The organism is Caldithrix sp. (assembly GCF_056497305.1).
In genome coordinates this window covers 12,460-33,279 of the sequence record NZ_JBSMDE010000142.1, presented here as the reverse complement: position 1 = coordinate 33,279, position 20,820 = coordinate 12,460, and the positions used below count along the sequence as shown (strand labels likewise).

Below are 20,820 nucleotides of genomic sequence, written 5' to 3'. Positions count from 1 at the left end.
TCTTTTAGGGGATTAAACATTAGCCTACACAGTTTGTTTTAATACCTTCGGCGATTTTTTTGTGTAAAAATTCCTTATTAACCCGCGACCTTCGTGGCGCGACTCTCCAGAGTCGCGTTGGCTCGATGGAGCCCATAAAGATGCCAGGCCATTGAGCTGATTTACCTTAACAGGCAGTTTAGAAACCACACTACTCGTTTTTGAACTCGCTACGCTCGTAGCGACTCTGGAGAGTCGCGCTACTTTTTAAAAAAATTTATTTTTATGCAATTTTTTAAATTTTATTTGACAGGCGCCTCTTTGTCCCTTATATTTCCCCCAACATAAACGAAGCAATTGTAATGTAAAAATTACAGAACGCTTCTTATCCAGAAAGGTGGAGGGAACAGGCCCTGTGAAGCCTTAGCAACCTTTCCCGTTGAACCACGGGAAAAGGTGCTAATTCCTGCCCCTAAAAAACGGGGAAAGATAAGAAGTGGGTTCAATGAAAAATTGAAGCCTCTTCGGGTCTTACCCCGAAGAGGCTTTTTTTTTGCCCAAAAATCCCTCGGCCACGCGCAACAGGGATTTTGGGGCAAAAAATTTAAATGCAGATATTTACATAATTTATCATCATAAAGGAGGAAAAGAGATGAGCAACCAATACCGATTTGAAACACTGCAATTACACGCAGGGCATGAACCGGACAAAGAGACACGCGCGCGTGCTGTTCCCATATATCAAACTACTTCCTATCTCTTTGAGAACGCCGATCATGCAGCCGCTCTGTTTGATTTGAAAGAATTTGGCAACATCTATACACGCATCATGAATCCCACAACCGATGTGTTTGAAAAACGGATTGCCGCCCTGGAAGGCGGAGTAGCAGCCCTGGCCACAGCCTCCGGACAGGCTGCCCAGTTTATTGCCGTGGCTACCATCGCTCAAACCGGCGAGAACATCGTAGCCAACAGCAACCTTTATGGCGGCACCTACAACCAATTCAAAGTCGCCTTCCCGCGTCTGGGCATTGACGTACGCTTTGTAACCAGCGACAAAATCGAAGATTACGAAAAACAAATCGACACCAAAACCAAGGCCATCTACATTGAGAGTTTAAGCAATCCGCGGCTCAATGTACCCGATTTTGAAGCCATTGCTCAATTAGCGCACGCGCACAAAATTCCTCTGATTGTGGACAACACCTTTGGCGCAGCCGGTTACCTGGTGCGTCCTTTTGATCATGGAGCCGACATCATTATCGCCTCGGCCACCAAATGGATCGGCGGACATGGCACGTCCATTGGAGGCGTGGTAGTCGATCGCGGACAATTTGACTGGGGCAACGGTAAATTTCCCATCTTTACGGAACCCAATCCTGGCTACCATGGCCTGAACTTCTGGGAAACCTTTGGCGCCAATAGTCCCTTTGGCAACATCGCCTTCATCATTCGCGCCCGGGTAGAAGGCTTACGTGATTTTGGCCCGGCGCTCAGCCCCTTCAACGCCTTTCTATTTTTACAGGGACTGGAAACCCTCTCCCTGCGCGTGGAGCGCCATTGCCAGAATGCCCTTGAATTGGCCCAATGGCTGGAACAACATCCTAAAGTAAACTGGGTCTGGTACCCGGGTTTGACTTCTCATCCCAGCCATGAACTGGCCAAAAAATATCTGCGCTCTGGTCATTTTGGTTCCATGATTGCTTTTGGCGTAAAAGGCGGCAAAGAAGCCGGCAAAAATTTTGTGAACAATGTAAAACTGGCCAGCCTTTTGGCCAATGTGGGCGATGCCAAAACCCTGGTGATCCATCCGGCCTCTACCACGCATCAGCAATTAAGCGATCAAGAGCAGTTGAATGCCGGGGTACTGCCCGATCAGATTCGCGTTTCCGTAGGGCTGGAACACATCGATGACATTAAGGAAGATTTCGATCAGGCATTGTCAAAACTGTAGCAAAGGAAGATGAATGCTCAAAAGTAGAACCGAAATCATACCGCTGTTTGATGCAATCAGGCCCTTACAGCTGGAATCCGGCCAGACCCTTACCAAAGTACACGTGGCATTTGAAACGTACGGCAGGCTCAACGCAGCAGGCGATAACGCCATTCTGGTCTGCCATGCCCTCACCGGCGATGCCCACGCAGCTGGATTTACAGAGCTTTCTCCCGAAGTGCTGGAACGGATTCCTCTGTATCGGGCTAAAAAAGCTGAACATCCCGGCTGGTGGCATGGATTAATCGGACCTGGCAAGGCGCTGGACACCGATCGCTATTTTGTCATCTGCAGCAACATTTTAGGCAGTTGCTACGGCACCACCGGGCCGCTTTCTGTCCATCCACAAACTGGCCACCCCTATGGACCGGATTTCCCAGAAATTACAGTGCGCGACATGGTAAAGGTACAAAAGGCACTGATCGATGCCCTGGGCGTAAACAGTCTGGTGACGGTAATTGGCGGGTCGCTGGGCGGAATGCAGGTATTGGAATGGGCGCTGCTGTTTCCGCACATGGTGCGCTCAATCATCCCCATTGCCACAGCGGCCGGTCACTCGGCCTGGGCCATCGGCTTTAATCATCTGGCCCGCCAGGCCGTGATGAATGATCCAGACTGGAATGGCGGACGCTACCACAAACAACCGGAACGCGGGCTGGCCCTGGCCCGGCAAATCGGCATGATTTCTTACCGTACCGACATCTCTTTTCAACAACGGTTTGGCCGGGAAAAACGCAATCACGGACAGCAGACAATGTTTCAGGTGGAGAGTTACCTGAGTTACCAGGGCGACAAATTGGTCAAACGGTTCGACGCCAACAGTTTTATTCTGTTATCCCGCGCTCTGGATAATCATGACGTGGGGCGCGGCCGCGGCGGCATTGAACAGGCCCTGCAGAATATTCAATGCCCGGCGCTCTGCCTGGGAATTGATTCGGACATCCTCTATCCGGCCCATGAGCAGCAGGAAATTGCCCGGCAAATTCCAAAAGCTGTCTATCGGGAAATCAAATCGCCCAATGGACACGATGCTTTCTTAATCGAATACGACCAGCTCAATGCCATGATCAGGGAGTTTTTAGTTTTCAAATAGGGAGAAGTGGAACTGATGATTATTATGAAGTTCGGCGGCAGCTCGATCAAAAATGCCCAGGCCATGCGGCGCGTAGCCGATATTGTGGAACGATACCAGAACCAACAGCCCCTGATTGTTCTTTCCGCGCTGGGTGGAGTGACCGATCAGCTGATTCAACTGCATCAGGCGGCCCTGGAACAGCAGGAAACCCTTATGGAAAGGGAACTCACCGGCCTGCAACAGCGCCATCGTACTCTGCTCCACGAATTAATTCCTCGAGGCGCTGTGTTTGATGAAATCGACCACTTTTTAAGCAAAGAATTTAAGCGCATTAAAACCCTGCTGGATGCGGTCAGAACCATCCAGGTTTTTAGCTGGAAATTGTACAATAGCATAATTGGTCTGGGAGAAATTCTTTCCAGCCGACTGTTTGAAGGCTATTTGCGGAGTCGTGGTCTGCCCTCGGTGTGGCTGGATGTACGTCCGGTCATGATTGTTCGGCAAAACGGCGAAGAGGTGACTCCCTTGCTGGACAAGATTGAAAGGCAGGCCGCAACCCACTTTGAGCAACATTTAAAGAGTGGCCAGCTTATTGTAACACAGGGGTTCCTGGCCACAACTCCGGAAGGCGCTCCGGCTACTTTAGGACGCGATGGATCCGATTACACAGCTTCGTTGTTAGGCGCCGCACTCAAAGTCAAAGAAATCCAGATCTGGTCGGATGTAGATGGTATTTTAAGCGCCGATCCTACCATTATCTCCGAAGCGCAACCGCTTCCTTACATGACCTTTGAAGAGGCTTGCGAGCTGGCCTATTTTGGAGCACGCGTTCTGCACCCGGCAACCATTCAACCGGCGTTAATCCATGGCATTCCGGTACGCGTGCTCAACTCGCACTATCCCGATGAACCGGGTACGCTGATTGTACCGGACTATGAGGCCACTGAACACCAGGCTATTAAGTCCATCGCCTACAAAGAAAATATTACTCTACTGACCATCGAATCATCAAAATTGCTCCTTTCGCCCAAAGCGATTGAAGACATTTTCGACATTCTGAGCAAACATGGCAAAAAGGTCTATGCCATTAATAAATCAGCCACAAAACTCTCTTTGACCATTCAGAACAACGGTAACGACAACCGTTTTTTGAGCGAACTGGAACACTTCGGCCAGATCATGGTAGAACCGCACAAAACAGTGGTTAGCGTTGTGGGCGAAGGTATGAAAAGTAATCCGCTGCTCACCTGGCAGATCATTAAAATGCTGCACGAAGCAGGCATCCGCATCGAATTAATCTCCCAGTTTGCCAGACAGATCAGCATGATGTTCATCATCGACGAACAGGACATCCCACGTACTGTAAAATTGATTCATAGCAAGTTAATTGAAGCGGAAGAGAGTCAAAGCCCTTGACTCGAATAGCTAAGCGCTTTTGCCTGGTATTTTCAAACCCCTACTAACCGGCAAGGGGACTAACCAGAGAGGTTTTATTCAATTACAAATTATTTTGTGAAACGACACGTTGTGCCGAACAGGTTTTGTTTACGCAGCCTGTCATTCTGAATTCCGATTCATCGGAAGGGAGACCCCCTTACACTGACTGAGTGCATTTCCCCCCTCGCTCGATTTTCGGGGGAGGGCTAAAATCGGTCAAAATGACAATTAGGGAGGACTCCTCCAGACAAAGCCCGCCCCGGCCTCTCTACTTTTAATCAGCCATCATCTTCTTAAAATTTCATCAAAAAAAGTCACAAATTGCCTGGCCTGCAAATCGCGCCTGAACTGTTCAAGATCCTTAAACTCAAAATGTAAATTTTGGCCTTTGAGCCATTGCAGTAGCAAATAAGCCAGCGCATTGGTCTTTTGCGGACTGATCACTACGCCGGATTTTGTCTTGCGCAGCAGATCGGCGGCCTCCCCCTGTTCCGGAACCAGGCCCAGAATGGGCCGCTTAAGTCTGAGATATTCGTAAACCTTACCGCCAATGGTAAACCTGCTGCGCTTATCGCGGTCATCGAGAATAAAACACAAACTGTCCATTTCCTGTAAGGCCGCAAGCGCCTGCTGATGGGGCAGATAGCCCAAACGCTGCACCTGATTGAGCAGGCCAAATCGATTTGCTAATTTTTGCAGGTCAATGTTTGCTTTGCCCACGTGAATAAACCGCAGTTTTGCCCCCTGCGCCGGCCATTTCTTGTTTAATAAAACCATGGCCTTAAACAAGGGAGTCGGATGGTTCAAATGGGAATAAATGGTTCCGGAAAAACCGATTTTAAATTCTGCCTCGTGCGCTTTGCCTGGCGCCAGACCCTGAAAATCCTCTTCATCATAGCCATTGGGGATCACCCGCCAGTTGTTTCGCTGAAAGCCCGGAATGGTGCGTGCGTAATAATCGACCACTCTGCGGTAAGCAGAAATGCCAAACTGCACCTGCCCCATGGCTTTTCGCTCCATCCGCCAATCTAACCAACGATGAAACGGCGTAGGATGGATTTTGTATGGATTCATGGTCCATGGATCGCGCACATCGAGCACCACCGGCACGGAGAAATGGTTCCGGATTCTGGACGCTAAAAAGGAAAGCGAGTAAGGCGGAATGGAGATCAACACCAGATCAAATGGCTGCTGCTTCAAAATTTGCCTGACCTCTTGCCAGGCCGCTTCCATCCATTTTTTACGGCTATCGGGCACGAACAAAAATGCGCTTAACCAGCGTGTAACATAATTGGCTTTCAGATTTTTTTGAGTTGCCGGGCCTAAGGCAAAGGGCAGTCGGATGATCTGCGTTTGCGGTGCTATTTCCCGGAGCAGTGAAGGATCCTGAACAAGTTGGTTTTGTGTTTCCAGGGCAGTGAACACGGTAAACTGCCAGTCCCAATTTCCGGCATATTTAATCAGTTTGACGAGACGCTGTACGCCTCCGCCCCCGGTTGGCGGGAAATAGTAAGTTATCAGTAAACACCGTTTAGCCACGTCTGATTTTCCAGATCACGAATGGATTTGTACAAAATATTAAAATCGCGTTCATTATGCTCAAAATCGCGGTGCTCCATATTGAAGGTAAAAATATTCATGCCTTCGGCTTTAGCACGATCAATCCAGTCTTCATAAGCCTGATTCAACTGTTCCAGATAATTGCGATCAATGCCCTGCTCATACGAACGGCCGCGTTTTTTGATATGTTCAAACAGACGATCGGTTGAGGCCTGCAAATAGATAATCAAATCCGGTTTGCGCAAATAGCTGGCCATGATTTCAAACAGCGCTTTGTAATTGTCAAAATCCCGATCGGACATGTAGCCCTGCTTGTGCAGAGTGGTGGCAAAAATTTCCACATCTTCGTAAATGCTGCGGTCCTGAATGCAGGAATCGGGCCACAGTGTGATCTCTTGTTGGGTTTTAAAGCGGTGAGATAAAAAATAGATTTGCAGATGAAAACTCCAGCGACTCATGTCCTGATAAAAATCTTCAAGATAGGGGTTGTCTATCACCTTTTCATAATAGGCTTTCCAGCCCAGCTTCTGGCTTAACATGCGCGTTAAAGTCGTTTTTCCCGCTCCAATATTGCCGGCAATAGCCACGTACAATTTTCGCTTTTTGCTCACATCAATCCCCATTACCTAAAATTTAAAGATCAGTGTAGTCGAAAATCGAACCTTGACACCTTTTACTGTTCCTGGTTCAAAAACAAACTTTTTAGCCGCTTCCAGAGCCAGTTTATCGTAATAATAATTCAGACTTTTTAAAATTTCCGCCTTTTCCACAAGGCCATCTCGTCCTACAATGACACGAACAATTACATTTCCGTGATCATTTAATCCCAGTTCGGGATTGGAAACAAAGGGAACCTCTTTCTTTTTTATCTTTAAGCCACGATCCAGAAAGACAGACAAAAATATCTGATTAAAGTCAATCCTGGGTTCGGCTTTCGTAAGTGCATCAGATGCGGCCGTCCTGATTGATTCAGGTTGTGACTGGCTTTTGCTCTCAGCCAGCCTCACCGGTTCCATCAAACTGATGGTATCCTGTTCAAGCGGAATTTCTGGAATTTTTACATTTTTTTCAACGATTTTTTCGCCAGCCGTGGAATCCTGCCCTCCAGCAGGAGGCTGTCCTTGTCGGTAATTTTCGGACTGTTGGGCAATCAGGATTTTTTGTTCCAGATCGATATTGCCAATAATGGGATTAAAATCCACCAGGCCGTATTGCGGCGCATCCTGGCCATCGTAAATATGTTGTAAAATAACCTCCCTTTCCTGGGTTCCCCAGGAATTGCCTTCCGCTTTAATCGCATTGCTACTGTGGTTGTACAGGTCGTAATCGTAATTCTCGAACAGGCCGTTTCTGCCTTGATTGTCTGCGTCTAAATTACCAAGATCGGGTTTGGCTGTACCAAAAATGATTACGCCTATTTGATTCTTGGTAATGACATTATCGGTCAGGATGGGTTCAGCGCCCGTTTCACAAATGACCCCGGCATAGCCATTTTCCTGAATAATATTACCGGACAATTTTGCCCGCGAGCGCACAGCAATACGCAATCCGGAATTGTAATTGTAACGAATTTGCGAATAGCGAATCAGAGGGTTGCTCTTTTTAATATCAAAGCCATTGTAAGCATATTCCACCACCACATACTCAAATTGCGCGGGTTGATTCAGATTAATGATCTTAATCCCATACCAGTCGTGCATTTTGGGGCGCTCGGCTGCAGAAGTAAAAACAATTTTGCGGTCGATCTGCCCCCGGGCAATCAACGCTCCTTTTACAATTAATTCGCAACGTGTGGGATCCGATCCAGAATTGTGCATGTCATGCACCGCAAATTGGATGACCGTACCCGGAGCAATAACCAGCCTGGCGCCACGCGCGATGATCACATCGCCCTGAATAAGAACCGTTCCCGACCAGCGCACCTGTCCGCTAATCAGCGGTTCTTTTACAATAGTAATCTGGGCGGCTAAAACATGGGCCGTAATGAGCAAGTAAAGATAAATATGATTAAATCGTTGTATTGTTTTCAAAAATTTCATTCCACCTGGACAAAAGTTTTTACCATACGAATTAAGTCATCTTCCTTAAATGGTTTTGAGACAAAGGCATTGGCGCCCACCGCCTCGCTCTTCTGCTCCTGTTTTTTACCTACCTGAGCGGTTAAGATAATGATGGGCAAATCTTTGTATTGTTCCATGGCTCGGATATTCTCGCTCAGTTTAAAGCCATTCATATTGGGCATCTGCAGATCGGTAATCAAAAGGTCAATCTCAGTTTCTTTTGCTTTTTCCAGAGCCTCCTGCCCGTCTACGGCTTCCAGAGTTTCAAAGCCGTGCTTCTTTAAAAAAGCGCTGACAAAATTCCGGACGCTCATGGAATCATCGACCACCAAAATCCTTGGTTTTCTGCCCACCACCTTTTTGACCACAAAATCGGTGACCGGCGGCTGAGGTTTTTCTTCCGCTTTTTTACTCTTGGGCAATACTTTACGTACCAGTACTTTTTCTCTGGTACTGCCAAAATATTCGGCCTCCACGCGATGAATGATGGCCGCGTAATCCAGAATAAGCGCCACTTCTCCATCCGGTAAGATGGTACCCCCGGCGATGGCCTCCACATTTTGCAGGAGATTACCCAGGTTCTTAATGATGATATCCTGGCGGCCCTTAATTTCTTCAATCCCCACCGCAATGCTCACACCCGAATCGTGTAATACCAGGGCAATATTTTTAGGCGCCGGCTTTGTCTGTTCATCGCCCGGAAACTTTAAAATACTATCCAGGTCTACATAAGGCAGTAACTTCCCGCGTACCTGAATATATTTTCGTTCATCATCCAGCAGGATGTCTTTATCTGTAATCCTGATGGATTCCATTACAGCCAGCAGCGGGATGGCCAATGAAATGTCGTGAAATTTGATGACCATGGCGTGAGAGACAATCAGAGTCAATGGCACACGAATGGAAAAGACGGTTCCCTGGCCCGGTACGGTCTTAACCCGCACAATGCCTTTTAATTTCTGAATCTCCATGGCCACCACATCCAGACCGATGCCGCGTCCGGACGTTTTTGTGGCCCGGCTTTTGGTGGAAAATTCAGGCTGAAAGATGTATTCCAACAAACGGCTTTCCGGCATTTTAGCCGCTTCTTTCTTACTGGCCAGTCCCATCTTAACAATTTTTTCTCTCACCTTTTCCAGATCGATACCACGCCCGTCGTCAATCACTTCGACCACCACCTGATTTTTTTCCTGGCGGGCCCGTAAAAGGATTTCCCCTTTAGGATCCTTGCCCGCTTTCTTCCTTTCCGTGCTCTTTTCAATGCCATGGTCCACCGCATTACGTAAAATGTGCAGTAAAGGCTCGTACAGGGCTTCGATCATGGCCCGATCCATTTCGGCATCATTATCTTCTATGACCAGTTCTACCTGCTTTTTCTGTGCTCTGGCTAAATCGCGGATGGGACGTTTAAAACGTTCGAACAACGAGCCGACCGGTATCATGCGTGCTTTTAACAGATCATTATGGATGCTTTTGCTCAGAACCGAGAGCTGGCTGATGTGACGCTCCAGAAAACGGATGATTTTGCCCATGGCGCCCGTCGTTTTGTAGTAATCGCCAGAAATCGATTTAATGATCTCCGTGTAGTTGCGCAGGGTCTCCCAATCCTCCTGGCTCTGGGGCATCATGCCTTTGATTTCATTAAAGGTGCGCTCCTCTACAAAATCTTCTAATTGATGGACAAAAGCGCGCAAATCTTTTTTACGATGATCCAGCTCATAAAAGAGATTTTTCAGGTTTTCAAAATAAGAATTCAGCTCGGTGCGGGAAATAACCATCTCAGTGGCTAAATTGATTAGATGATCCAGGTAAGAGGCTTTTACTTTTAGCGTGTTATCCGATTCTTGCACCGCCACCGGGCCAGCGGCTTTAGGCATAATAGCCGGAATTTGTTCCAGAGCTTCGTGTGGAATTTCGAAGTCTTTCAGGAAGAACAGTTTATTGTCCATGTCGGCCAGGCGCGCCGTAAAATTAGAAACAATCTCCGGCTTACCTAACTCAATAGCGCGGACCATCTCGCTGATCAGATCGATCATGGTAAAGGCCGTTGGCAGCAATTCCAGCTTGGTCTCTGCATTTTGAGATCGGTAGAGCTGAAAATAATCTTCCAATTTATGCGCCACCTCGCCCACTTTATTAAAATTGGCCATCAGGGCGCCCCCTTTCAGGGTGTGTAAATGGCGCAATAACTCGGCCAGAACCGTGCTGCTCTCCGGTACTTTTTCCAGCTCCAGCAAAGCATTGTTGATTTTTTCGATCAGATCCTTTGCTTCTTCCAAAAATAGTTCCCGTAAACGTTGACTGCGTTCATCGGCGCTTTTTCGGACTCCTAACACCTTATTCAAAAGGCTGTCAAGGCGCAGAACCAGGGCATCCAGTTCGGCTGTTTCCACCTCGCCCTTGATGATCATCGCATCCAGTTCGTCAATAATACTCTTAAATTCTTTCTGGATTTCTTCGCTGCTGGCCGCCGGCTCGCTCTTGATCTCTTCCAATATTTCTTCCATGCGTCCAAATATGGCTGCCAGTTCGGGTTGCCCGGTCATTCGGGCCGCATTTTTTAAGGCATGCACAGCCTGATCCATATCGTAAATGGCTGCCTCGTCCTGTGGATTGCCAAGCAGGGCGCTATTGGCTTTTTTTAATTCGAGCATTAAGGATTGTGCATCCTCTTTGAAAATTTCCTTAACTTCGGCCAGGCCCGTTTTATCTGGAGAGAACAGGGGCTTTTCTTCCACTAATCTGGTTTGCGCTTTTTCTTCTGCAGGCTCAGCGCCCTCCGTTTCCACCTGCTCTTCCAGCACCAGTCGGTCGAGAATATTCTGCAAAGTCTCAAAGGGCTTTTTCAATTCACTCGAAGGTTGCTGGATATTCTGTTCCATTGCCTGCAGGGCGCTTTTCAAGGAATCCAGCAGATCATCCGGCATTTCAACCTGTGGATCGGAAAACATTTCTGCCGTTTCTTCCACCACCAGCGCGGCATCGGCGATGCGCTCTTTACCTAAAAACTGGGCAGCCGAATAGACCGCATGGATTTCGCTGGCTATTTCTTTGAACCATTCACGCTGATCCGGTTGCGCTACCAGTTTTTCGATGATCTCTATAGCGTTTTGAATATGCTGCTGGCTCTCTTCCCGAAAATCTTTTTCATCCTCAGAAATGGGCTCTTCTTTTTCTTCTGCGCTCAACAATTCTGTTAAAATTTCAACCAGGTCATCCACCTGACCATCGGCTCCCTTTTGCTCCAGGCGTTGCAAAAAGAGGTCAACGGCTTTGGCAATTTCCTGGGCCAGCTCTTCTGTCACTTGCACACCTTCTTCCCTGTGCAGACTGTTGAGTAAAAATTCAGGGAGGGGTAAATAAAAATCAAAGGCCAATAACTGTAAATCGGCTTTGGTCTGCTGTAAAAATCGCTCCATTTGAGACATGGCTTCCGGCTCTCGGTCCAGCCAGGCTTCGGTTACCAGAGGTCTTGTTTTTTGCCATAAGGCACGCAACGATTCCACCAGAGCCTTTTGAACTGCTGGATCAAAAAGGGTTAATTGCTCAAGCTGTTCAAAAGCCTCCAGGTTAAACTGACTGAGTTGCTGTCCGATAGCTTCAAAACTTCTGTCGCCTGTCAGTTGTTGCGTAAAATCGTTCCAGATGCTCTCCAGGGCTTTCAGCGCTTCTGTTTTATCGATATGCTCTGCCTCCTGTACCTGCTGGTAGCGCTCTTTTAAGAGCTCCAGGATGGTTTGCGGCAAAGAAGGTTCAACCCAGAATGCCGTCTGGCTCAGAGTGTTTAGGGCTTCGACGAACAGGCTGGTCTGTCCTTCTTCGGAAAAGGGGCGTAATCGATCGGTAATTTTCTGGCACAGGTCTTTAAAAATCTGGTGAATCTGCGCTTCATCTTGCAATGAGATCAGAGGTTCCTCCACCTCCGCCTCTTCCTGCTCTTTGGCCTCCACCTTTTCCGGCTCTTTTTTGCTTTGTAAGTTTTGCTCCAATTCCTCACTGAATTGATTGACCAGTTCCAGTTGTTCTTTGGTTTGCAAACCGGATTCAAAATGTTCCACGTCTTTCAAAACCTTGAGTACTTTTTGCAGTATGTTCTGTGCAGCATCCGGATTGGTTAAAATTTGCTCCTGGTGCTTCCGCAACATTTTAATCACATTGTCGCAAAAGAACTCGATTCCGTTGTACCCGTGAATCATACTCAACTCTTTTAGCGAGCGCAGGTTTTTGATCAAATTGGCAAAAGAATCGCCGGACAGGGGCTGAATCAGCAACTTTTCCAGAATTTTTACATGATCATCGACTTCCGAATAAAAATAGGCTTTCAATAAATCGTCTATGGTTTCTTCGCCTTTTTCTTCCTGAACCGGCACCTTACCTGTACTCAAAATGGATTCAATTAATTGCGGATGCTGAGCCTTCAACTCTTTTAGCAGGTCGACAATGTGTGGAATGTTCTTTGCGGCCTGCTCCATTAAAACCGAAGCCTGGACTTCTGTTAAATGAGCAGGAAGGATTTTTTGCAAGCTTTGCATCAGGGGGCTCACTTCGTTAACCCACAACTCATTACCATGCAAATTGTGAATCAGATTTTCCAGCAATAATTCCATCTCTTTTCGGTTTTTCTCCGGAAAAGCATTTAAAATTTGTTCGCGAACATATTTAAAATAAAATTCATCAAAAGTTAGAGCTTCCTCTGTCTCGCTCTCTACCGGGGCTTCCGTCACTTCTTCCTCCTGAAGTAGAGGAGCGAATTCTCCCCGCACCTCCTGTAATCCCTTAACAATTTCTTCATCCTCTACCATGAGGGCCAGTAAATTCACAAAATCGGTCACCAGTCCATCAAGACCTTTAACGGCCTTTTGCGGGTCCATCTTTTCCAGGCGGTTCAGCATGTCAAACAGAAAGATGGTCATTTCGTTGGTTTGCTGAAAGCGGGCCAATTTTTCCAGCACTTCCAGAGGGTCTTCCGCCTGACGAACCTTGTAGGCCAGGGTTTCTAAAAATTCAACGGCCCTGGGATCAAAATCGTTACGTAAGCGGTCTAGCACTTTTTCCATTAATTGCAGGAAAAAGAAGGTGTTAAATGAAATGGCTTTATTCAATTCAATCATTGGCTTGCTCCGTTGTTACTCAACTTAAATTTTTCAACCGCTTTGTTCAATTCTTTGGACAAAGCTTCCAATTGTTGAGCAGCCACCTTTGACTGCTGAGCCCGATCTGCCGTTGTTTTGGCGATTCCCGCAATCTCTTTCAGGGCTCTGGTAATTTGTTCGCTATATTTGGTCTGTTCTTCGGTGGCCAGCGAAATATCTGCGGCCGCAGAAGAAGAAATTTTCACCTTCTCCAGGATTTCCCGTAAAGCATCTCCGGCCTGGTCCACTAACTGCACGCCGGCGGCCACTTCCGTATTTCCGGCTTCAATATTTTCCAGAGTCAGGGAGATGCTTTTCTGAATTCCCTCGATTAGTTTAGAAATTTCCTCGGCCGAAGTGTTGGTGCTCTCCGCCAGATTTCGAATCTCTTCGGCCACAATGCTAAATCCCTTTCCGGCCTCGCCGGCTCTGGCCGCTTCGATGGAAGCATTGAGGGCCAGCAGATTGGTTCTGCTGGAAATCTCGGCAATAAAATCGGAGATTTCACCAATCCGCGCCGAATTTTCATCTAAAAAGCGCACCTGTTTCATGGTTTCCCGCACAGAATATCGGATTTTGTGCATCCCCTCAATGGCTTTATGTACAATTTGCCCTCCCTTTTCAGCCACCTGGCGCGCCTCTTCGGCAGCTTTGGCTGATTCCTGTGCGCTCTTGCTGGTATCGATAATCAGCTCATTCATGTCATGGGCCAGATTGCTGATATTCTCCGTTTGCGCGGCTTGATCGACTGCTCCCTGAGCCATCTGTTCAATATTCGTTAAAATATTCTCGGTAGAATCCGCTACCTGGATGACCGCTTTTTTCACATCTCTGATCAAATTGCTTAGGTCGTTGATCATCAAATTAAATGAATCGGACAAAGCGCCCAGGGCATCGGCTGTAACATGGGCCTGTACCGTAAAATCACCTTCGGCAGCTGCGGTAACAATGCGTAAAAATTCCTTAATTTGCTTTTGTTCTTCACTACGATCTAATTGCACCTCTTCAATCTGGACAAATTTACGCGAGGCTTCTTTTAATAACGACAGTTCTTGCCTGAAATAGCGCAGATTGTTCTCTGGCTCCAGAATGGTTTTACCTTCTTTTAAACGTTTAAAGGATTCCCTTAAGTACAACAATCCGGTATCGATGGATTTAAGAAAGAGGAAAACCAGGAAAGTGAGAATCAACCACACGCCCAGAAAAGCAAAGCCATGGATTTTTAAATCTTTAATATCATCCCTGGTAAATTGGTTTAGATCGCTGCTGATCAGAACCAGGCGCTTGCTCATTATGTTCTTAATCTGCAGCGGCTGGATTAAGCTGTAGATATGGTGGCCGGCTTCCTGATTTAAATGGAATGTTTGACGATTGGTTTGCAGGGCCTCCTGCATCTCTTTCCACAGGTCAAAATCACGACCGGACGCTTTGACATCTTGTTCGTCAAACACGATTTTGGTATGCGTTCCTTCAATTTGCAAGACTCTGAGGCGATAATTCTTTGCCACCTTTAACCGTAAACGGAAGCGCTTAATCTGCTTTTCTATCTGGTTTGCATTGGCCTGCTGGACAGAATCGACCGGTACAAACGAGACAAAGGCATTGCCAATCAACGATAATTGCTTTGACTGATTTATAATAATGTCATCCAATGTTGCTCTTTTTTGCAAGACAATGGCGACAAAAAAGGCAATCAGACAAACAGCAAAAAATAGCAGCGATAAACGTAAAAACAGATATTTAATGTCGGTTCTCATAAAGCCCTCATCAGGTTAAAGTTGGGCCACAATCAGCCACCCTTGCTATTCAAAACGATATTTATTGATTTCGGCTGACTCAAAGATCGAAATCATATCCAGCACATAAATGGCCCCATATTGGTTATCTTCATAAATCGCAGAAATGTAGGGCAATAATTCGGGATTGACTTCCGTTCCCGGCACATGGAGTTGTTCGGTTTCCAGATCGCGCATTTCCAGCACTTTTTCGGCTAACAGGCCGGCGTATTTACCGTTCACCACACAATAGACCACAAAGTAATTAGGTTTGAGTTCCAGATTTTCTATTTTTAATACCGGACCGATATCAATTAGCGGTACAATTTTGCCGCGTAGATTAAACACTCCTATAAACTGTCGATCCACATTAGGCACTCTTGTAATCTGCGGTAAAGGTAAAACTTCACGAATGTACTTAATTTCTATGGCAAAATACTGATCCGAAAGTTTTATCAGAGAAACTCGAGCTTCGCTATTCATAACTTTTCACTTTACGCTTATTTTTTTAACAGTTCATGAATGGTTTTCACCAGGTCTTCATCCCTGAAGGGTTTGGGCAAAAAGGCATCGGCCCCTTCGGCTTTGGCTTTTTCAATCATCTGCGGCGAATCTTTCCCCGACAACATGATAACCGGAATCCCCAGAGAGGCTTTGATGGTCTTTAACAGATCGATGCCGCTAATGTCGGGCAACATTAAATCCAGAATTACAATATCCGGTTTAACCTCATCCAGTTTTTTAAGACCTTCCTTTCCGCTGGTGGCTGCATCTAAAATCACATCTTCTCCTTCTAAAGCCAGCTCTACCATCTTGCGGATTACAATGCTGTCGTCAATCACCAGTAGATTGGGCGCGCTCGCGCGCTCTATTTTTTCTTCCTGTACTTCCTCTTCTACCGCAGGTTCTTCTATATTTTCAAAATCGACTTCTAACTTTTCCGTCGCTTCTTCTTCTACCTGCACCAGATCGATCTCCGACTCGGGTTCTTCCATTTCAGAAACTTTTGATTCCAGTTCGGAGGTTTCTTCTTCCAGATCCGATTCCTCTTCCATTTCAGGTAATTCAAAATCGCCAATTCCCTTAAATTCGTCGCTTTCTTCCAGCCCGCTCTCTTCTTCCTCCTCTTCCGCTTCCTCCTCCTGCAGGGCCTCCGCAAGCTGCTCTGCTTTTGCTAATGGCTCTGCGACCGGCTCTTCTAAAGCTGGCTCTTCAGAAGGGGCTTCTTCTGAAACAGCTGGTTGCTCTACGGCTATTTCTTCTTTCTTGCCTTCGGTTTCAACCTTTTCCGGTTCCTTTTCTTCTTCAACAGGCGCCGCTTCCTGTTCGGCTTCCACGGCTTCCTGGGCCAGACCTTCCTTTTCCAATATGGAAATGGCTTTCTCTACATGCTCCACTTTTTCATCTAAAAGTTCAGTTAGGTTTTTAACCGATTGCTTTTCTGCCAATAAGAACAATACCTTCCAGGCCAGATACGGTAACTTTACAGAATGGACTTTTTTCTCAAGGTCAGTGGTTCGAATATAAAATTTTTCCACGATTCCATCCTTTCTATTGTTTTTTATTATCTCTTTCCAAAATCTCTTCTGCCAATTTTAAATAACTTAAAGCGCCTTTGGAACGAATATCGTGTAAAATGACCGGCTTGCCAACGGCCGGCGCTTCTGCCACTCGTGAATTTCTGGGGATAACCGTCTGAAACACCAGGTTTTTAAAGGTCTCGCGCAAATAGCGGCTTATTTCCCGCTGCTTTTTTATCCGGTTATCGTACATGGTAATTAATATCCCCGCGATTTTGAGTTTGCGGTTGTATTTTCGGCTGATATTTTTCAATGTATTTAAAAATTTACCCAACGATTTTAAGGCATAGTATTCGCCTAAAACCGGAATTAGTACTTCATCGGCTGCAACCAGGCCGTTCAGAGTCATGGCGCCTAAATTAGGCGGACAATCAATGATGATGTAGTCATACAAACTACGTACCGGTTTCAAAATCGTGTCCAGCATATCGATCTTTAGCGCCTTGGAATAGAGTTCAACTTCCATCTCTTCACTTCTGATATTCATGGGCACGATGTCCAGATTATCGAGAGCGCTGTTTACGATGGCGTTAGTTAACGCCAGATCATTAATAATGACATCGTACAGGCCTAATTTAACATGATATTCATCTAATTGAAAACTAATTCCAATGCTGCCCTGGGGGTCAAGATCGACCAACAGGACCGATTTATTGAAAATGGCCAGACTTGCCCCTAAGTTGACTACTGTTGTGGTCTTGCCAATTCCACCCTTTTGACCGGCAACTACCAAAATTTTTCCCATAAGTTCCGTTTTCCATCAATACATTTGCATTTATCTTCGTTTCACCAGAGACAAAATTTCTGGCTGCTCTTTAATGGTCGTAAAAGAAAAAAGGGCAAATCCTCCCAATTTTGATCGCTCAACAATATTGATTCGCTGTTCTAACTTTTTCTGATCCAGATAATAAGCGCCAATGCCACAGATAATTTTGTGACTGAAGGCGATTTTTTCTGCGCCTATTAGATTTTTATTAAACACATAATCATCCGGCGCATAATTCATGATCAGCACCTGATCGCATGTCGCGTTTTTTAGCCAGTGTAGCCAATCCTGATAGTAGTTTGTTCGGGCCGCTGCTAAATCTGGCTTTACCGCCACCGAAAAAATAGCGTCCCTTTTAAAACCTTTAACAACATTACGCAGATTCTCGACTAAATTATTGAGTTCGTTTAGTAAAAAGTTTTGATACCGCTTTTGACCTTCCAGATCGGGCAATAATTCACTAAAATACAAGCGGGGATCGATGTAGTACTTTTTCATAAATTTGGTTCGTAAATACCTGGAAAAGATAAATCCCTGCCCCGGATAGCGCAGATAATCGAGATGGATTCCATCCAATTGTTTGTCGAGCAGTAGATGCTTAATTAAGGCCGACACCTGTTGGTAATTGGCAAAAGCCTCAGCATCTACAAAAAATCCCTCGACGCCCTTTTCTCTCAATTGATGTAAATCAGGTTCATCTTGCTGCGCATTGCTCATCAAATGATCGGCATCCAGCCGAAAGGGATGGTTTTGGCCGGAAGGAGGCTGTTCACTACTCCAGATGTAATTCACATTAATCCAGGCATGGAGACGGATGCCATGTAACTGGCAGAAACGAACTATCTCGTCCAAAAAGAGCGGATGGTTTGCGGTTTGTTCATAAACGTTGGAACCCAATGCTCTTACCTGCAGGTAGATATCGCTCAATCCTATTTTTTGCTGAATTTGCTCCAGGCGCTCCAGATCCTGCACAGAATTCAGAGAATGTCTGACAATCCAGAGCCCCCGTTGCTGGGCAACCAAAGGATTCAAGAGTAATAATATCAAACAAAAAAAGTACTTTGCCATAGAATAACTCTATATTTTTAATGAAAATAAATATAGAGAAGAGTTGGACTCAATGCAAGAAAGAGGCACAGATAAAAAAAAGCCACCTGCAAAACATTACAGATGGCTCTTTTAGGGAGGGAGGAAAATTACTATTCTTTTTTACTTTCCTGAGAATCTTCTTTTTCTGTTTCTTCAGATTCGGCTTTTTCGGGATCAGCTGGCGTTTCTTCCTTTACTTCAGCCGTTTGTTCTTCCGGTTCTTCAGCGGCAGGCGTTGCCTCGCCTGAAGTTTCAACCGGCTCTTCAACGGTTGAAACTTCCTGTTCTTTTTTAGGCGCAGGTTTATTCTTGCCTTCGGTCTTTTTCTTCTTTTCCGATTTGGGCTTTATTTTTTCGAAACCTACCAGCTGGAAAATAGAAATAGCTGCATTATCTCCCTGACGATTGCCTAATTTGATAATCCGTGTGTAGCCGCCAGCCCGATTTTCGTACATGGGAGCAATTTCATCGAACAGCGTTTTAACGGCCTGTTTGTTTTGTAAAAACTGAAAAGCCAGGCGCCTATGGTGCAAGGTTCCCTTTTTACCATAGGTGATCAAACGTTCGACATAAGACCGCAGTTCTTTGGCTTTAGCCAGGGTCGTACGAATCTCTTTATGTTCAAAGACTTGAGCCGCCAAATTACGCATCAATGCTTTTTTGTGGCTGGCAGTCCTTCCTAAGTGATTTCCTTTTTTTCTGTGTCGCATCTCAAATCCCTATTCTAAGCTATTTTTTACTCTCTTCGGGTTTTAGATATTGATCTACATCCATACCAAACTGTAAACCACGTTCCTGCAAGATTTTGGACAATTCGGTCAAGGATTTGCGTCCAAAGTTTTTGAATTTGAGCATTTCCTGCTCATCGCGCCGCACAAGATCGGCAATGGTTTTGATGTTGGCTGCTTTCAGGCAGTTGTGTGAACGTACCGAAAGTTCCAGCTCATCCACACTCATCTTGAGCAGCTTGCGAATGCGCAGGGTTTCTTCGTCAATTTCCTGTTTCTCTTCTTCCTGAGATTCAATATCGAAATTGACGAATATCTGCAAGTGCTCTTTAATGATTTTCGCAGCCTGGGTCAGGGCTTCATCCGGCGTGATGCTTCCATCGGTCGTAATATCGAGCACCAGCTTTTCAAAATCTGTTCTCTGCCCCACACGCGTATTTTCTACAGTGTAATTGACATTTAAAATCGGAGAAAAAATAGAATCGATGGGAATAACACCCAGGGGCATATCCTCATTCTTGTTTTCCTCGGCAACATTGTAGCCCCGTCCTGTGCCCAGGTACAGCTCCATGTTTAAAACGGCCTTTTCATTCAGGGTGGCAATATGCAGGTCTGGATTTAAAACTTCCAGATTGGTTGCATTTTCCTGCACAGTTTTACCCGTAAACTCCATCGGCCCTTTCAAACGCAATACGATTTTCTCCGGAGCCTTATCCAGCAATTTAAGGCGCAGCTGCTTTAAATTGAGGATAATTTCCGGCAAATCTTCGTAGATACCTTCAATGGTAGAAAATTCGTGCTGTACATCATTCACTTTAATGGCTGTAATAGCCGCTCCTTCTAACGAAGAGAGCAATACACGACGCATCATATTACCCAGGGTAACTCCGTAGCCTTTTTCTAAAGGCTGGACGATGAACCGTCCATAGGTATTTTTATATGTTGCGTCATCAACTTCAATTTTTTCTGGCATTTGAAAATTCGATAAGTTCATAACCACCTTATCTTCCAATAATTACTATTTTACTTAGAATACAACTCTACAATCATACTTTCCTGAACATTAACAGGAATATCCTCGCGTTTTGGACGATCGAGGAATTTTCCGGTCATGTTAGCTTTGTCCAGTTCCAGCCAGGGCAACATGCGATCGGCATCTACCCGTTTCAGAGCCTCATGGAACATGGCTAACCGCCGGCTTTTTTCGCGCACCTGAATGACATCGCCCGGTTTCAAAATAAAAGACGGTATGTTGACCACTTTGCCATTCACCATGATATGACGATGTAACACCATCTGCCTGGCCTGCGCTCTGGTAATAGCAAAACCAAGTCGGTAAACCGTATTATCCAGACGGCTTTCCAGCAACTGCAACAGATTTTCACCGGTTACGCCTTTCATGCGCTCGGCCTTGCTAAAGAAACGGCGGAACTGTTTTTCCAGCAGTCCGTACATGTATTTTACTTTTTGCTTTTCGCGCAATTGCAAGGCATAATCACTCACTTTTTTACGCTTCATACCATGTTGACCGGGCGGGTAAGGCTTTTTAGCCAGCAACCGATCAAACTTTGGATTTCCAAAAATGTTTTCGCCGAATTTACGGACAATTTTTCCTCTTGGTCCCTTATATCTTGCCATTTACCATC

General features: G+C 45.9%; 15 protein-coding genes and 1 riboswitch. Of the genes, 3 read left to right on the top strand and 12 right to left on the bottom strand.

The window, feature by feature from the left end:
* The first annotated feature begins 361 nt into the window (after positions 1-361).
* Positions 362-475: riboswitch (SAM riboswitch) on the top strand.
* A gap of 156 nt (positions 476-631) precedes the next feature.
* From ACWB0I_RS11975 to ACWB0I_RS11965, 3 genes are read left to right on the top strand one after another with little or no spacing between them, the layout of a single operon-like run.
* A complete protein-coding gene (locus ACWB0I_RS11975; protein ID WP_479388300.1) occupies positions 632-1,933 on the top strand; it encodes an O-acetylhomoserine aminocarboxypropyltransferase/cysteine synthase family protein in 1,302 nt (433 codons plus the stop codon).
* Positions 1,934-1,946: 13 nt separating this feature from the next.
* Complete coding sequence (gene metX / locus ACWB0I_RS11970) at positions 1,947-3,065, top strand: homoserine O-acetyltransferase MetX (protein WP_479388299.1); 1,119 nt, start codon at positions 1,947-1,949, stop codon at positions 3,063-3,065.
* 15 nt (positions 3,066-3,080) lie between these two features.
* Positions 3,081-4,463: an aspartate kinase gene (locus ACWB0I_RS11965; RefSeq protein ID WP_479388298.1), complete on the top strand. Its 1,383-nt coding sequence runs from the start codon at positions 3,081-3,083 to the stop codon at positions 4,461-4,463.
* Between the two features lie 306 nt (positions 4,464-4,769).
* Here the strand turns inward: ACWB0I_RS11965 and ACWB0I_RS11960 are convergent, their stop codons facing one another.
* The 12 genes from ACWB0I_RS11960 to rpsD all read right to left on the bottom strand — a co-directional run bounded on the left by ACWB0I_RS11960 (position 4,770) and on the right by rpsD (position 20,812).
* Positions 4,770-6,023: a glycosyltransferase gene (locus tag ACWB0I_RS11960; protein ID WP_479388297.1), complete on the bottom strand. Its 1,254-nt coding sequence runs from the start codon at positions 6,021-6,023 to the stop codon at positions 4,770-4,772.
* Positions 6,002-6,655, bottom strand: a complete 654-nt coding sequence (locus tag ACWB0I_RS11955) for a deoxynucleoside kinase (protein WP_479388296.1) — start codon at positions 6,653-6,655, stop codon at positions 6,002-6,004. Before ACWB0I_RS11955 ends, ACWB0I_RS11960 begins: the two co-directional genes overlap by 22 nt.
* Positions 6,656-6,670: 15 nt before the next feature.
* Positions 6,671-8,074 carry a TonB family protein gene (locus ACWB0I_RS11950; RefSeq protein WP_479388295.1) on the bottom strand — a complete coding sequence of 468 codons (1,404 nt, stop codon included), beginning with the start codon at positions 8,072-8,074 and terminating at the stop codon, positions 6,671-6,673.
* Between the two features lie 5 nt (positions 8,075-8,079).
* Positions 8,080-13,215, bottom strand: coding sequence for a response regulator (locus ACWB0I_RS11945; RefSeq protein ID WP_479388294.1), 5,136 nt, complete (start codon positions 13,213-13,215; stop codon positions 8,080-8,082).
* On the bottom strand, positions 13,212-14,993 hold the full coding sequence (locus ACWB0I_RS11940; RefSeq protein ID WP_479388293.1) for a methyl-accepting chemotaxis protein: 1,782 nt from the start codon (positions 14,991-14,993) through the stop codon (positions 13,212-13,214). The genes ACWB0I_RS11945 and ACWB0I_RS11940 overlap by 4 nt, the downstream gene beginning before the upstream one ends.
* A gap of 45 nt (positions 14,994-15,038) precedes the next feature.
* Entirely contained in the window at positions 15,039-15,494 is a 456-nt protein-coding gene (locus ACWB0I_RS11935; RefSeq protein ID WP_479388292.1) for a chemotaxis protein CheW, read from the bottom strand.
* Between the two features lie 17 nt (positions 15,495-15,511).
* Positions 15,512-16,549, bottom strand: coding sequence for a response regulator (locus tag ACWB0I_RS11930; protein WP_479388291.1), 1,038 nt, complete (start codon positions 16,547-16,549; stop codon positions 15,512-15,514).
* A 13-nt stretch (positions 16,550-16,562) separates the two neighbouring features.
* Positions 16,563-17,336, bottom strand: a complete 774-nt coding sequence (locus ACWB0I_RS11925) for a ParA family protein (RefSeq protein ID WP_479388290.1) — start codon at positions 17,334-17,336, stop codon at positions 16,563-16,565.
* A gap of 30 nt (positions 17,337-17,366) precedes the next feature.
* Positions 17,367-18,425, bottom strand: coding sequence for a glycoside hydrolase family protein (locus tag ACWB0I_RS11920; protein ID WP_479388289.1), 1,059 nt, complete (start codon positions 18,423-18,425; stop codon positions 17,367-17,369).
* A gap of 131 nt (positions 18,426-18,556) precedes the next feature.
* A complete protein-coding gene (gene rplQ, locus ACWB0I_RS11915) occupies positions 18,557-19,156 on the bottom strand; it encodes a 50S ribosomal protein L17 (RefSeq protein ID WP_479388288.1) in 600 nt (199 codons plus the stop codon).
* A 19-nt stretch (positions 19,157-19,175) separates the two neighbouring features.
* Entirely contained in the window at positions 19,176-20,168 is a 993-nt protein-coding gene (locus ACWB0I_RS11910) for a DNA-directed RNA polymerase subunit alpha (RefSeq protein ID WP_479388287.1), read from the bottom strand.
* 29 nt (positions 20,169-20,197) lie between these two features.
* Complete coding sequence (gene rpsD, locus ACWB0I_RS11905) at positions 20,198-20,812, bottom strand: 30S ribosomal protein S4 (RefSeq protein ID WP_479388286.1); 615 nt, start codon at positions 20,810-20,812, stop codon at positions 20,198-20,200.
* Positions 20,813-20,820: the final 8 nt, after the last annotated feature.